At 59.1% G+C, this 14615-nt stretch carries 9 protein-coding genes and 4 tRNA genes; 5 read left to right on the plus strand and 8 right to left on the minus strand.

Translation table 11 applies throughout. The annotated features are described in order from the left end of the window. Nucleotides 1-110: 110 nt before the first annotated feature. From ACW5XC_RS16040 to ACW5XC_RS16075, 8 genes are all read right to left on the minus strand, one after another. Entirely contained in the window at nt 111-638 is a 528-nt protein-coding gene (locus ACW5XC_RS16040; RefSeq protein ID WP_042054362.1) for a potassium-transporting ATPase subunit C, read from the minus strand. A gap of 62 nt (nt 639-700) precedes the next feature. Continuing rightward, nucleotides 701-2758 carry a potassium-transporting ATPase subunit KdpB gene (kdpB, locus tag ACW5XC_RS16045; RefSeq protein ID WP_052451215.1) on the minus strand — a complete coding sequence of 686 codons (2058 nt, stop codon included), beginning with the start codon at nt 2756-2758 and terminating at the stop codon, nt 701-703. A gap of 67 nt (nt 2759-2825) precedes the next feature. Beyond that, nucleotides 2826-4520, minus strand: coding sequence for a potassium-transporting ATPase subunit KdpA (gene kdpA / locus ACW5XC_RS16050; protein WP_042054365.1), 1695 nt, complete (start codon nt 4518-4520; stop codon nt 2826-2828). A gap of 359 nt (nt 4521-4879) precedes the next feature. Then, on the minus strand, nt 4880-6229 hold the full coding sequence (gene gorA / locus ACW5XC_RS16055) for a glutathione-disulfide reductase (RefSeq protein WP_042054367.1): 1350 nt from the start codon (nt 6227-6229) through the stop codon (nt 4880-4882). 76 nt (nt 6230-6305) lie between these two features. Continuing rightward, the gene (locus tag ACW5XC_RS16060) at nt 6306-8273 is read right to left on the minus strand and encodes an ATP-binding protein (RefSeq protein ID WP_042054368.1); all 1968 of its coding nucleotides are present in this window, start codon (nt 8271-8273) and stop codon (nt 6306-6308) included. Between the two features lie 118 nt (nt 8274-8391). Then, on the minus strand, nt 8392-11472 hold the full coding sequence (locus tag ACW5XC_RS16065) for a multidrug efflux RND transporter permease subunit (protein ID WP_042054370.1): 3081 nt from the start codon (nt 11470-11472) through the stop codon (nt 8392-8394). A 15-nt stretch (nt 11473-11487) separates the two neighbouring features. After that, a complete protein-coding gene (locus ACW5XC_RS16070) occupies nt 11488-12621 on the minus strand; it encodes an efflux RND transporter periplasmic adaptor subunit (protein WP_005355753.1) in 1134 nt (377 codons plus the stop codon). Further along, complete coding sequence (locus ACW5XC_RS16075) at nt 12618-13214, minus strand: TetR/AcrR family transcriptional regulator (protein ID WP_005339267.1); 597 nt, start codon at nt 13212-13214, stop codon at nt 12618-12620. Before ACW5XC_RS16075 ends, ACW5XC_RS16070 begins: the two co-directional genes overlap by 4 nt. A gap of 232 nt (nt 13215-13446) precedes the next feature. Here ACW5XC_RS16075 and ACW5XC_RS16080 point away from each other — a divergent pair. From ACW5XC_RS16080 to ACW5XC_RS16100, 5 genes are all read left to right on the plus strand, one after another. Then, nucleotides 13447-13523, plus strand: a tRNA-Arg gene (locus ACW5XC_RS16080). Between the two features lie 51 nt (nt 13524-13574). Then, nucleotides 13575-13650: transfer RNA gene (locus ACW5XC_RS16085), tRNA-His, on the plus strand. Nucleotides 13651-13670: 20 nt separating this feature from the next. Next, nucleotides 13671-13756: transfer RNA gene (locus ACW5XC_RS16090), tRNA-Leu, on the plus strand. 76 nt (nt 13757-13832) lie between these two features. After that, nucleotides 13833-13909 (plus strand) — tRNA-Pro (locus tag ACW5XC_RS16095). Nucleotides 13910-14088: 179 nt separating this feature from the next. After that, a complete protein-coding gene (locus ACW5XC_RS16100; protein WP_042054371.1) occupies nt 14089-14604 on the plus strand; it encodes a ricin-type beta-trefoil lectin domain protein in 516 nt (171 codons plus the stop codon). Nucleotides 14605-14615: the final 11 nt, after the last annotated feature.

The raw sequence follows: 14615 nt of genomic DNA on the forward strand, positions 1-14615 counted from the left end.
CAGACTCGTCAGCAGGGCATCAGCGCTTGCTACATCAGCCATTGTTATCCCTATCGAGCCAACCGCCCGTTTCGAAAATCGAGGTCATCACCAAACCGGAATGGGCACCATCAGGCGCCCTTTTGATGATCCAGTTGCAGATTCAGCTGGAGAATGTTGACCACCTGCGGGCCAAGGATACCAGCTTGTGTGGCCGACTTGACCTGCTCCGTCAGTTGGGCGGGATCCAGTCCACGTTCTTTGGCGACGCGGTCCACCTGAGCCAGCACCGCATCCAGCGGCAGGTGGGGATCGAGGCCGGAGGCGGAGCGGGTCAGCATGGCGGGGGAGCGGGTTCCAGGCTGTGCCTTGGCGGCCTGTTCGGCAAACTCTGCCCGCAGCGGTGAGCTCATCCCCAGATTGCTGGCGCTGCCGCCAATGGTGTTGAAATCGCTGGCGGAGGGACGGGGATGGAAGTAGTCAGCCCGCTCGAATTTCTGCCCTAGCAGGGCGCTACCGATAAGTTGTTGCTTGCTGTCGGTCAGCTGGCTGCCGTTGGCCTGCCAGGGGAACAGCAGTTGGGCCAGCCCGGTGACGGCCAGTGGATAACCCACTCCCAGCAGCAGGGTCAGGGTCAACAGGGTTCTGATTGCTATCATGATTCTCTTGCTCCAAATGGATGGCCGGGGATGCGGGTCTGCCCCGCATCCCGGTTATGTCGTTACACCAGACCCAGGCCGGTAATGACCAGATCGATCAGCTTGATGCCGATAAACGGCACCAGCAGGCCACCGACACCGTAGATCAGCAGGTTGCGGCGCAGCAGGCTGGCGGCCGAGCCTTTCAGGTCGACACCACGCAGTGCCAGCGGTACCAGCGCCACAATGATCAGGGCGTTGAAGATGATGGCCGACAGGATGGCGCTCTGCGGGCTGCCCAGCTGCATCAGGTTCAACGCGCCCAGTTGCGGGTAGGCGGCGATGAACAGGGCTGGCAGGATGGCGAAGTACTTGGCCACGTCGTTGGCGATGGAGAAGGTGGTCAGGGCGCCACGGGTCACCAGCAACTGTTTGCCGACCAGCACCACATCCAGCAGCTTGGTGGGGTTGGAGTCGAGATCCACCAGATTGCCCGCCTCCTTGGCGGCCTGGGTGCCCTCGTTCATGGCCAGACCCACGTCAGCCTGCGCCAGTGCGGGCGCATCGTTGGCGCCGTCACCGCACATGGCGACCAGACGACCATCGGCCTGCTCCTGCCGGATATAGGCGAGCTTCTTCTCCGGCGTCGCTTCGGCGATGAAGTCATCCACCCCGGCTTCGGCGGCGATGGCGGCGGCGGTTTTCGGGTTGTCGCCGGTGATCATCACGGTGCGGATCCCCATGTGGCGCAGGATCTGGAAGCGAGCCTTGATACCGGGCTTGATGATGTCCTTGAGGTAGACCACCCCCAGCAGTTTCTCCTGAGTGCAGACCAGCAGCGGAGTACCACCCTGACGGGCGATGCTGTCGACTGACTTGAGCACCAGCTCAGGCACCGCCTTGCGGTCGAGGCTGAGGTAGTTCAGCACGGCATCCACCGCCCCCTTGCGATATTGATGACCGTTGCGATCCAGTCCGCTCAGCCGGGTTTCGGCGCTGAAGGGGATCACCTTGTCGCTCTCCAGCTGACTCGGCTTGGCCATGCTCTTGCTGGCCAGAGTCAGAATGGATTTGCCCTCCGGGGTATTGTCACCCAGCGAGGCCAGCATGGCCGCTTGTGCCAGCAGGGCTGGGTCGACGCCGGGGGCCGGGATCAGCTCATCCGCCATCCGGTTACCGAAGGTGATGGTGCCGGTCTTGTCCAGCAGCAGGGTGCGTACATCACCAGCCGCTTCCACGGCACGGCCAGACTTGGCGATGACGTTCAGCTTCACCAGTCGATCCATACCGGCAATGCCGATGGCGGAGAGCAGGCCGCCGATGGTGGTCGGGATCAGGGTGATGAAGAGGGCGATCAGGTAGAGGCGCGGTACTTGGGTGCCGTTGTAGTCGAGGAACAAGGGCAGGGTAGCGACCACCAGCAGGAAGATCAGGGTCAGGCCCACCAGCAGGGCGTCGAGCGCCATCTCGTTGGGAGTCTTCTGGCGCTTGGCCCCTTCCACCAGTGCGATCATCCGATCCAGCGTGCTCTCGCCCGGATTGTTGCTGACGCGCACCCAGATCTCGTCGGAGACGACCGTCGTGTTGCCGGTCACGCCGCTGCGGTCGGTGCCCGACTCGCGGATGACGGGGGCGGATTCGCCAGTGATGGCGGCCTCGTTGACTGAGGCGATACCGGCGATCACCTCGCCGTCGGCCGGGATCATCTCTCCGCTGCGTACCAGCACCAGGTCCCCCTTCATCAGGCTGGTGGCGGGTACCCACTCGCCCTGACCATCTTTGGCATTCGCCACCCGACGGGCCTTGAGCTGGCTCATGCCCGCCTTCAGGCTGTCGGCGCGAGCCTTGCCGCGCCCCTCGGCCAGGGTTTCCGCGAAGTTGGCAAACCAGAGGGTCAGCCAGAGCCAGGCGGTCAGCTGCCAGGCCAGCGAGGGGGCGACGCCGGAGAAAGGCTGCCCCAGCAGGGACTCCACGGTCGCCATGACTGCGGCCAGCCAGAGGGTGAACAGGATGGGGCTGCCAAACAGCGCCTTGGGATTGAAGCGATAGAGGGCCTCAACCATTGCCTGGATGATCTGTGATTTCTGTTTTTTGCCCTTCACCAACATGGTGTCGGTGCTCATTGCAGTGGACTTGCTCATTGGAAAGCTCCCAGCATCAGATAGTTGGCCATTGGCATCCGGATGGTGATCGACAGGGTCAGGTTCATCAGAATGCTCCTCCGATCAGGCTCAGATGTTCGGCCACCGGGCCCAGTGCCAGCACCGGCAGGAAGGAGAGGCCACCTATCAGCAGGACGGTGATGATCAGCAGGGTAACGAACAGCGGGCCGCTGATGGGGAAGTCCCCTTCGCTCGTCTCCTGACGGGGCGCACGGGCCAGCTGACCGGCGATGGCCAGTACCGGAATGATGTAGCCGAAGCGACCGAGCAGCATGGCCAGACCGATGGCGATGCACTGCCAGTTGTCACCGGCGGCAAAACCGGCAAAGGCGGAGCCGTTGTTGCCGGCAGCCGAGGCGTAGGCATAGATGAGGCGCGACAGACCGTGCGGGCCATCATGGCCGATGATGGTGCTGGCATCCGGCATCAGCAGGGTGACACCCCCGATCACCAAAACACCCACCGGCATTACCAGCATGCTGGCGACGACCCACTTCATTTCGGTGATGCCGAGGCGCTTGCCCAGATAGGTCGGGGTGCGTCCCACCATCAGGCCGCACAGGAAGACGGTGAGCAGCACAAACAGCATCATGCCGTAGATGCCGGAGCCGACGCCGCCGAAGATGACCTCACCCAGCAGCATGTTGATCATGCCCACCATGCCACCGAGCGGAGTAAAGCTGTCGTGCATGGCGTTGACGGCACCGTTGGAGGCGGCAGTAGTCGCCACTTCCCAGATGCTGGAGAGCACAGGGCCGAAGCGGCTCTCCTTGCCTTCCCAGTTGCCAGCCATGTTGCTGGCGTCAGTGGTGAGCTGGGCGAGGGTGGGATCCGGTTTCAGCTCCTGAGAGAGTGAGACGAAGAGCCCTAGCACCAGCATGAGGGTCATGGCGCCGAGAATGGCGCGGCTGTGGGCCATGTCTTTCACATAGCGGCCCAGAGTAAAGACCATTGCAGCGGCGATGGTGAGCAGGGCGACCATCTCCAGCCAGTTGGAGAGGGCTGTCGGGTTCTCGAACGGATGTGCCGAGTTGATACCGAAGAAGCCGCCGCCGTTGGAGCCCAGTTGCTTGATGGCGATCTGCGAGGCCGCCGGGCCGAGGGGCAGCAGCTGCTCCTGACCTTCCACACCGTGGAACGGCAGATAGGCTGACAGGCTTTGCGGCACCCCTTGCCATACCAGCACCAGCGCCATGATCAGCGCGATGGGCAGCAGCACATAGAGGCAGAAACGCACCAGATCCTGCCAGAAGTTGCCGAGGTGGGTGGTCTGCTGGCGGGCGATGCCGCGGAACAGGGCGATGGCGACGGCGGCGCCGGTGGCGGCCGAGACGAAGTTCTGGGTGGTGAGCCCCACCATCTGGCTGAAGTAGGAGAGGCTGGCCTCGCCGGAGTAGGCCTGCCAGTTGGTGTTGGTCATGAAGCTGACCGCGGTGTTGAAGGCGAGTTGCCAGTTCAGCCCGGGCAGCTGTTGCGGGTTGAGGGGCAGCAGCCCCTGCGCCAGCAGGATCAGGAACAGCAGGCCGAAGCCGGCGCCGTTGAAGGCCAGCAGGCTGAGGGCGTAGGACTTCCAGTCCTGCTCGCGCCCGTCCGTGCCGCAGCAGGCCAGGGTGGCGCGCTCGACGGGAGCCAGCCAGCGACTCTTGCCCTCAAATACCCGATACAGGTAGTTGCCAAGCAGAGGCGCCGGCAGCAGCACCAGCAGCACGAAGGCCACCGGATAGATTATTTCTTGCCACATGTTCTAGTTCCTCACTCGTGAGTGCGCGTGAGTGCGCGCATCAGATAGGCCATCAAGGCGAGGACGAGCAGCAGATATAGCCAATTCATATCGACTCCATTGAGATAATTAGCTGCGAGAGCCGATGTAAGACCATATCGACTCTGTTGGTGTCATTGACGCTGAAAAGGGTATGTAAAACAGGCGTAAAGGCGCCATAAAGCGCCATGTGGCAGGCGTAAAATCGGCGTAAAGAACGACGGATTTGCGAGAGAAAAAGCGAGGAGGGATCAAAAAAACCCGGCCTGAGCCGGGTTTGGGTGAAGGGGCTACATGGCTGTAGACGCCGGCTGCTCGTGACAGGCCAACTTCATCTGCCCTTAGCGCATAGTGACGAACTCTTCCGCGCTGGTCGGATGGATAGCCACGCAGTTGTCGAAGTCCGCCTTGGTGGCACCCATCTTCATGGCGACGCCAAAGCCTTGCAGGATCTCGTCCATCGCAAAACCGATGCCATGCAGACCGACCACCTTCTCTTCCGGGCCGACGCAGACCAGTTTCATCCGGGTTGGCTGGCGATGCTGGGTCAGTGCCGAGTACATGGCGGTGAACTGGCTGCGGTAGACCTTCACCTGGTCCTCGCCGTATTCGGCGATGGCTTCCGGTTCGGTCATGCCGATGGTGCCGATGGGCGGGTGACTGAACACCACGGTCGGCACCAGATCGTAGTTGAGGTGTTCGTTCGGCTTGTTGTTGAACAGCCGTTCGGAGAGGCGACGGCCCGCCGCGACGGCCACCGGCGTGAGCTGGATGCGACCCGTGTTGTCACCCACCGCATAGATGTTGGCGACGGAAGTGTTCTGGAACTTGTCGGTCGGGATAAAGCCCTTCTCGTCCAGCGTGATGCCTGCGGCGGCCAGATTGAGGTTGTCGGTAGCCGGTACCCGGCCGATGGCCCAGATCAGGCAGTCAACGGTGAGGTGACGACCATCTTCCAGTTGCAGGGTCAGGCTGTTGTCAGCGTTTTTGAGCACGGCTTTGGGAATGGCGTGGGTGTGCAGCTTGGGCCCTTCCTGCGCCATGATTTCTACCAGTGTCTCGTGGATCATGGGGTCGAAGTTGCGCAGCGGCGCGTGCTTGCGCACCACCAGATGGGTCTCTGAGCCGAGTGCCTGCATCACGCCAGCGATCTCGACTGCGATGTAGCCCGCACCCACTACGGCAACCCGCTTGGGTTGGCTTTGCAGGTCAAAGAAACCGTCGGAGTCGATACCCAGCTCGGCACCCGGGATCGCCGGAATTTCCGGGCGGCCACCGGTGGCGATCAGAATGTGATCGGCCGTGTAGTGCTCGCCATTGACCTCGATGGTGTTGCTGCTGACGAAGCGGGCGAAGCCCTTGATGACGGTGATCTGGTTCTTGCCCAGCACGTTCTGATAGGACTGGTGAATGCGGCCGATGTAGGCCTGGCGGGACTCGACCAGCTTGGCCCAGTTGAAGTGGTTGAGGGTGGTGTCAAAGCCGTAGTCGGCGCCATATTTCAGGGCATCGGCGATCTGGCCTGCATACCACATGGCCTTCTTCGGTACGCAGCCTACGTTGACGCAGGTTCCACCCAACTCTTTGGCTTCAATCAGGGCAACTTTCTTACCGTACATGGCAGCCCGGTTGGCAGACGCAATACCGCCGCTGCCGCCGCCGATGGCGATATAGTCAAAATGCTGTGCCATTGCGAGGTTCTCCGCTCATTAAGAATGCAATCACAGCATGATGGGGATAAAGCGGCTGGCTCACAAGAGCCAGCGCTCAGTTATGTTGGATCGGCAGGCGAATATGGAACTGGGCGCCCTGGCCCGGTTCGCTGGCACAGCTGATACGGCCTTTCAGCAGTTGCACCACCAGGTTGTAGATGATGTGTGTGCCCAGACCGCTGCCACCCTGACCCCGCTTGGAGGTGACGAAGGGATCGAAGATTCGCGGCAATATTTCGGGCGGGATCCCGCGGCCATTGTCCGAATAGTCGATAAACAGCTCCTCTCCCTGCTGTTCCACCTTGATGGTGATCTTCTTCGGTTTATCCCAGCTGTCGAACCCGTGGTTGATGGAGTTGAGGATCAGGTTCGAGTAGATCTGGGTAAAACTGCCCGGGAAGGAGAAGATCGACAGCTTGGGATCGCACTGGATATCCACTTCGCACTGGCTCTTCTTCAGTTTGTGGCCAAGCGAGACCACTACCTGATGGAGGTTGTCGGCGAGGCTGAAGTTGTAGCGTGCTTCCGATGACTGGTCGACCGCTACCTGTTTGAAGCTGGCGATCAGCTCGGAGGCGCGCCGCAGGTTGCTCTGCAGCAGCTGCATCGATTCGTCGAGGTTGACGGTGAACTCGTTGAGGTAGGTGCGCGACAGCTGCTTGGAGTCGATATGGGACTTGAAGTCGGCGACCCGCTCCTGCAGGTAGGAGGAGGCGGTCACGCTGATGCCGATCGGAGTGTTGATCTCGTGTGCCACCCCGGCCACCAGCGAGCCGAGGGAGGCCATCTTCTCCGACTCCACCAGGGTCTGCTGGGCCTGTTTCAGGTCGTCGTACGCTTTGCCGAGCTGGTTGTTGGCTTCACTCAGGCTGCGGGTACGTTCCACCACCTTGCCTTCCAGCTGTTCGTTGAGCTGGATTATCTCCCGCTCGACCTTTTTCAGCTGGGTGATGTCGTAGCCGAAGCCGATCTGGTACTTGAGGTTGGGACCATCGTAGAAGGGTACGAAGGTCCATTGCAGTACCAGTTCATGAGCCTGCTGGTCATGCATGATGACCTCTTTGTCTGACAGTGAACCTTCCGCCGTCAGAATATCGTTCAGCTCTTCCCGTTGCGCCGGGCTGACAAAGAGATCCAGCCAGTTGTGCTGCAACAATTCTTGCTGGTGGTAGCCGGTCAGCAGGATGGCTGCCGGGTTGATGCTGGCGATGGTCAAATCCGGTTCCATGCAGCAGATGACCATGTTGGCGGAGTTGATCAGGGTGGCGGAGAAGTCCCGCTCCTTTTGCAGTTGTTCGACCGCCTGATGGCGAGCAACCAGCTCGTCACGCAGTCGGGTACGCATCTGGTTGAGGGTGGAGACCAGGGTATCCAGCTCATCGGGTTTCTTGCGTGGCTGCGGGCGGCCTTCCAGCTCCAGCGCCATGTCGAGCCGATCGAGGTTGAACTTCTGGGCGTAGTTGGCGATGCGGTTGATGTGCCTGACCACCAGATAGTAAATGATGATCAGGATGCAAAATGAGACCACCAGGGTCTTGATGGTCTGGCTGACCATGATCAGCACCGATTTTTCGATGAGGCGCTGGTAGATCTGCTCGAGAGAGGCGGCAACGAACAGCTTGCCGACGATTTCACCCTGATAGGTGAGGTTGAATTCGCGGGAGATATCATAGCTTTCCCGCTCGACCCCTTGGGTCAGCAGCGGGACTTCGGAGTTGCCGAGCATCTCCTTGACCATCACGAACTGCATGTTGGGCAGGTTCATGATCCCTTCAATTTGCACTTTGACCTGCTCTTCATCCAGGTTCCACAAGCTGGCGGCGATGGGTTGCAGGAACGAGGCCTCGATCTGGCCGATGCTGTCTTCGATGACGGCGACATCCTTGCGGTAATCCCAGGCGAGTTGCAGCGCCGTAATGATCATCGCCAATACGGTACTGCAGACCAGAATGTAGGAGAGCAGGCGATATGAGAGTCCGTTGCGGCCTACGGCCCTGGCGGTCTTGGAGAAGAGTCCTGACATGGCGTCCTTGCGGTCTGGATGTGGTGTTTTTTAGTTTAACTGCTTCATGCACTTATGTCGTCTTTCCTGCGAAGCATAAAAAAGGCCCCGATACGGGGCCTTTGCATGTCATTGATGATTAATGTCCGCCGTTTGCTTTGGGCGGAATGGTTTCATCGAATACCGGCAAGGGTTTGTGCTCGGAAGCCAGATAGGTGTAGATCACTGGCAGCACGAACAGGGTGAACAGGGTACCGATGGCAAGACCGGCCACGATGACGATACCAATGCTGAAACGCTGTGCCGCACCGGCACCAGCGGCGTAGAGCAGCGGGATCAGACCGGCAATCATGGCGGCGGTGGTCATCAGGATCGGACGCAGACGCACCTTGGCGGCTTGCATCACGGCTTCCATCCGGTTCATGCCGCGCAGCAGCTGCTCTTCCTTCGCTACTTCACAGATCAGGATGCCGTGCTTGGTAATCAGACCCACCAGGGTGATGAGGCCCACCTGGGAGTAGATGTTCATGGTCGCCAGTCCCCAAGCCAAGGCAATCAAGGCCCCGCTGATGGCGAGCGGTACAGAGACCATGATGACCAGCGGGTCACGCACCGACTCGAACTGGATTGCCAGCACCAGGAAGATGATGGCAAGTGCCAGCGCGAAGGTGGCATAGAGCGCATTGCCTTCGGTGACGAACTGACGGGCTTCACCCATGAAGTCGTAACGATAGCCTTGCGGCAGCTTCTCGTCAGCGGTGGTCTGGAACCAGTTGATCGCATCACCCATGGCCACGCCCGGAGCCGGAACAGCGCCTATGGTGGCGGAGTTCAGCTGGTTGAAGTGGGGCAGGGCACGGGGCTCGCCAACCACTTCAATGGTGATCAGGCTGCCGAGCGGGATCGACTTGCCATCTGCGGCCCGCACGTAATAGCCCTTGATGGACTCCGGATTGAGACGGTATTTGCGCTCGACCTGCGGGATCACCTCGTAGGAGCGGCCATCCAGGTCGATACGGTTGACGTAACCGTCCGCCATCATGGTGCCCATGGTGATACCGATATCCTGCATAGTGATGCCGTAGGCACCCGCCTTGTCCTTGTCGATGCGGATCTTCATGGTGGCGGAGTCGTAGTTCAGATCGAGATCCGAATAGACGAACTGACCGTTACTCTGCGCCGCTGCCAGAATTTCACCGGCCACCAGGAACAGGCTTTCGAAGCTGTTGGGGGTGGTGATGACGAACTGGATAGGCAGACCACTCGATGCACCCGGCAGTTCCGGGAACTGGAAGGTGGTGATGGCCATACCCGGGATGTCTTTCACCAGATTGGCGACCCGATCCAGCACCTCTTTCTGGCTCGCTTCACGCTGGCTCCAGGGCACCATGGAGGCGATACCGAACGCCTGGTTGGCATTGAACACCCCGGAGAAGACCTGGGAGAAGGCGATCTCGGGCTGGTCGTCCAGGATCTTGTTCACATCCGCCATGGTGTTTTCGATGTAGTCCAGGTTGGCGTTGGACGGTGCGGTACCCAGCACGGCCATTACCCCCTTGTCCTCTGACGGTGCCAGTTCGCTCGGGATGAACTTGAACAGCAGCGGTAGGCTGGCGAAGACGATGACGGCGAACACCACGATGACGGGGCGCTTTTTCATCACGGCGTGCAGCATGCTGTCGTAGCGATCGGTCATCCGCTCCAGCAGGTGATGGACTGTGCTCTCGAACTTGCCTGGCTGCTCGTTGGCCTTGAGCATCTTGGAACACATCATCGGTGACAGAGTCAGGGCGATGATGCCCGAGACAAACACGGCACCGGCCAGGGTCAGGGCAAACTCCTTGAACAGGGAGCCTGTGATACCCCCCATCAGGGCGATAGGGGCGTATACCGCCGCCAGGGTAACCGTCATGGCGATAACCGGCACCGCAATTTCACGGGTACCGATAATGGCTGCCCGGAACGGTTCTTCCCCCTCCTTGATATGACGGTCGACGTTCTCCAGCACCACGATGGCGTCATCCACCACCAGACCGATCGCCAGCACCATCGCCAGCAGGGTCATCAGGTTTATCGAGAAGCCGAACATATCCATCATCATCACTACGCCGATGAGACTGAGCGGAATGGTGATGATCGGGATGATGACCGCGCGGAACGAACCGAGGAACAGGGTGATGACCACCAGAACGATGGCGGCAGCCTCCAGGATGGTCTTGATAACCTCGTGGATGGACTCGTTGATCGCCACTGTTGAGTCATACATCACGTTGAGACGCATGGTGCTCGGCATATTGCGCTCAAGGCTCGGCAGCAACGCCAGCACATCGTGGGCGATGTTGATGGGGTTGGCTGTCGGCGCGGCGTTGACCGCCATGACCACTGCTTCGCGGCCGTTGGCGCTGGCGCGATAGATGTCGTGGCTCTTCTCGAGGGTCACCTTGGCAATGTCGGAAAGGCGGATCACCTTGCCGTCACGGGTAGCAACGACCAGACGCTTCAGTTCGTCGACATCCTTGACCTGGGTCTCGGCGTTGCCGTTGAACAGGGTAAAGTAACCGGTCGCCTGACCTGTCGCGGACTGATAGTTGTTGCTGTTGAGCACCGTCATCACGTCACTGGCAGTCAGGTTGAAGGCCGCCATCTTGGCCGGATCCAGCCATACCCGCAGGGCAAACTCGACACCGCCGTAGAGGTCAACCTTGGAGACCCCGCCCACGGTAAAGAGCTGCGGCTTGATAACCCGCTCCAGATAGTCGGTGATCTGGCTGGAGTTGAGCTCCGGGCTGGTAAAGCCGAGGTAGAGCACCGCCGTGGTTGAACCGGTGGAGGAGGTGACCGACGGGTCTTCCGCCTCTTTCGGCAACTGGGATCGCACCGAGTTCACCTTCGCCAGGATGTCGGACAGCGCGGCGTTGGGGTCGGTGTTGAGCTTCATGTACGCAGTGATGGTGGAGCTGCCCAGCTGGCTGGAGGAGGTCATGAAGTCGATGTTGTCGGCTTGCGCGACCGCCTGTTCCAGCGGCTGGGTGATGAACCCCTGGATCAGATCAGAACTGGCGCCATAGTAGCCAGTGCTGACGGTGATCACCGTGTTGGTCACCTCGGGGTATTCCCGTACCTGCATCTTGAAGATGGCCTGAAAGCCCAGCAAGGCGATCAGGAAGCTGAGCGAGATCGCCAGCACAGGCCGTTTTATAAATATGTCAGTAAATCGCATCGCAGATCTCCGCGCTTACAGCATCGGGGTTTGTGCCGGAACGGCCAGGGCGTCGTTCTCGACCACATGCACCTTGGTGTCGTTGCTCAGGCGAACCTGACCCGACAGTACGATCTGGTCACCGGCCTGGATGCCGGAGAGCACATGCACATCGTTGCCACGGCGCTCACCGGCCTTGACCACAACCTGCTTGGCTCGCAGCACTTTCACCTTGTTACCCTCTTTGTCGGTCTCTTCGCCCTCTTTGAGCACGTAGACGTTCTGACCGTAAAGGGTGAAGGAGATAGCGGTTTGCGGGATCACGATCTGATCTTTCACCGTCGGCAGAATGATGCTGGCGCGGGCGAACATACCGGAACGGAGCTGACCGTCGTTGTTCGGAATGTCTGCCTGTACCTGGATCAGGCCGCTCTGGAAGTTGACCGCAGGTTCGATGGCGGTGATGTGACCATCAAACTGGGTTTGCGGATAGGCATCCACATTGATCTTGATGGTCTGGCCCAGCTTGATTTTGGAGATATCGGTCTGGGGCACGGTGAAGCGCAGGCGCATCACGCTGGTATCTTCCAGGCGCACGATATCTGTGCCCGGCTGCAGATACTGACCGAGGAACACATTGCGCAGGCCGACCACGCCGCTAAAGGGCGCACGGACTTCACGACGGGCAATGGTCGCCTTCAGACTCTCGATATCTGCTTCCAGCGAGCGATAGGCCGCTTCGGCTTCATCCAGCTGCTCTTTGGAGATGGAGCTGGTCTTGTAGAGGTTCTGGAAACGATCGAACTTGGCTTTTGCCGCCGGCAGCTTGGCCTGGGAGGCGCGCAGATTGGCCCGCTCCACGGTGGAGTCCAGGCTCAGCAGCAGCTGGTCAGCCTTGACCGGTTTGCCCGACTCGAAGGTGATGGCATCAATAGTGCCTGCCAGTTCGGTGGAGAGGGTCACCCCCTGATTCGGCTCGATGAAGCCGATCGCTTCGATGGTCGGTACCCAATCCTGTGCCTTGGTCACCATGGCGGTGACGGGGAACTCGGGTTCCGGCCGGTTGGCCATGTACTGGGCAATCATCTTCTGTTTGAACAAATTGAAGCCGATGACGCTGCCAAACAAGGCGATCGCTATCAGCAACATAATGGCCATCCACTTTTTCATGAACAGGCTCCTGAGGTGGAAAGATTGGGGGATAAAATGGCATTCCAGCTGGCCCGGATCGCGGTTTCCAACTGCGATTCGGTCAGCGTGATGTTGTGCACCCTGCACTGCAGGGCCAGATGCATGACACTGTCCAGACTCAACACCTGGAGTGCCCGTATCGGTAAATCAATAAACAATCCTTGTTCAACGCCCTGTTCAAAAAATCGGTCCAGAGGCTCCCAGGCTGCCAGAATGACAGGATTGGTCTCCAATTCTGCCCCTAGCGGAGAGCTCTCGTACTGCAATTTGCACCGGATAGCGTTGGGTTCGTTAACAAAAATGGCATGAATATTGAGCCATAATTGGCGAAATTGTTGAAATGAAACTTTATCGATTGCTACATCGGCCATGACCATGGGCACACACTGCAAGATAGTGTGCTGGTGCAGTTGCCGGATCAGATCATCCTTGTCGCCGAAGTAGCGATAAATGGTGCCGGTGGCAACATTGGCCTTCTTGGCGACTTCCGCAATCGACAGACCATGAAAACCCCGTTCACCCAGCACCTCATGGGCCGCGTTGAAGATGCTCTCTTTTTTATCCAGAATCATCAGTGTGACTTTCGATTGAATGAACGTTCATTCATTCTAGATGGGCATCAAATCAAGTCAAGGCAGCAAGGCGATTTGCGACTGCGATCTGCCCCTTTTCGGCTGGCTGCAGGGGAATAGTGGAAGAAAAGTGCGCAATGTGCTTGAAAAAACAACGAACAGTGTTTCGGTGACAGAAAAGTGTAGACAAACCAGCAACCATCATTAATAATGCGCCCCGTTCGACAGCGTAGCGCCCGTAGCTCAGCTGGATAGAGCGCTGCCCTCCGGAGGCAGAGGTCACAGGTTCGAATCCTGTCGGGCGCACCATCAAAAGTGCGTCGGTTAAACGGGCGTTGTTGTGGAACGAAAACAGCTGTGGTGGCTGTAGCTCAGTTGGTAGAGTCCCGGATTGTGATTCCGGTTGTCGTGGGTTCGAGCCCCATCAGCCACCCCATTTTACAGCTTGTCAGGTACGCGAAGGTGGCGGAATTGGTAGACGCGCTAGCTTCAGGTGTTAGTGCCCCCCGGGTGTGAGGGTTCGAGTCCCTCTCTTCGCACCATACTTGCTGTATGACGAGGATGACCATCAGGTCGTCTTTGTTTTTTTGAAGTAAACTATTTTGAAAGAAATAGCCTCGGTGATTAGCGCAGTCCGGTAGCGCATCTGGTTTGGGACCAGAGGGTCAAAGGTTCGAATCCTTTATCACCGACCACATTTAGAAAAACCTCGCTTAGGCGGGGTTTTTTGCTTTCTGGCCTCCGCTGGGCCAGTACTCTCTCCCTGTTACGTCTGTTTACACTCTATTTGGGCAGCGCGCCCTGCCTTTCGGTTATGCTTCAGCCTCGAGTCACTGACAACCGGATGTCATCGGCCCATTTCAGGCATTTTTCCATGAATAACAAAATTTCCTTTGCTTACTCCCCCGCCATGCTGGCTGCCTTGCTGCTAGGGGGCTGTACCATCAAGCCGCCATCCACCGATGTGATGATGGGCTCCATTGCATCACAACCGCAGGAGGAGCGTTCTCTCTCCCCCTTGCTGACCAGCGGTGATTTTTGCGTTGCGGTGTCCCAGCAGAAGGTGTTGGCACAACCTTGCAGCGGAAAAGACGATCAACTGTTCGAATGGGATCTGGGTGAGTTGCGCCTGCAGGATCTCTGTTTGCAAGCCAAAAACGACAGCGAAGTGATGCTGGCACCCTGTGACGGTCAGGCGCAGTGGGAGTGGCAGAAAGACAGGCTGTTCAATAGCAAGGTCTCCCGCTGCCTCGATGTGGCCGGGCGACGTCATACCCCCGGCACGCCGCTGCGGCTGGCTGAATGCTACGGCGGGGCGAACCAGAGCTTCAGCTGGCAGCGGCCCAATCCCTGGCTGGAAACACTGAAAAAACAAAGCCTCACATGGTGAGGCTTTGTTGA

The sequence above is a fragment of the Aeromonas sp. 25-AL00135 genome (assembly GCF_054052385.1).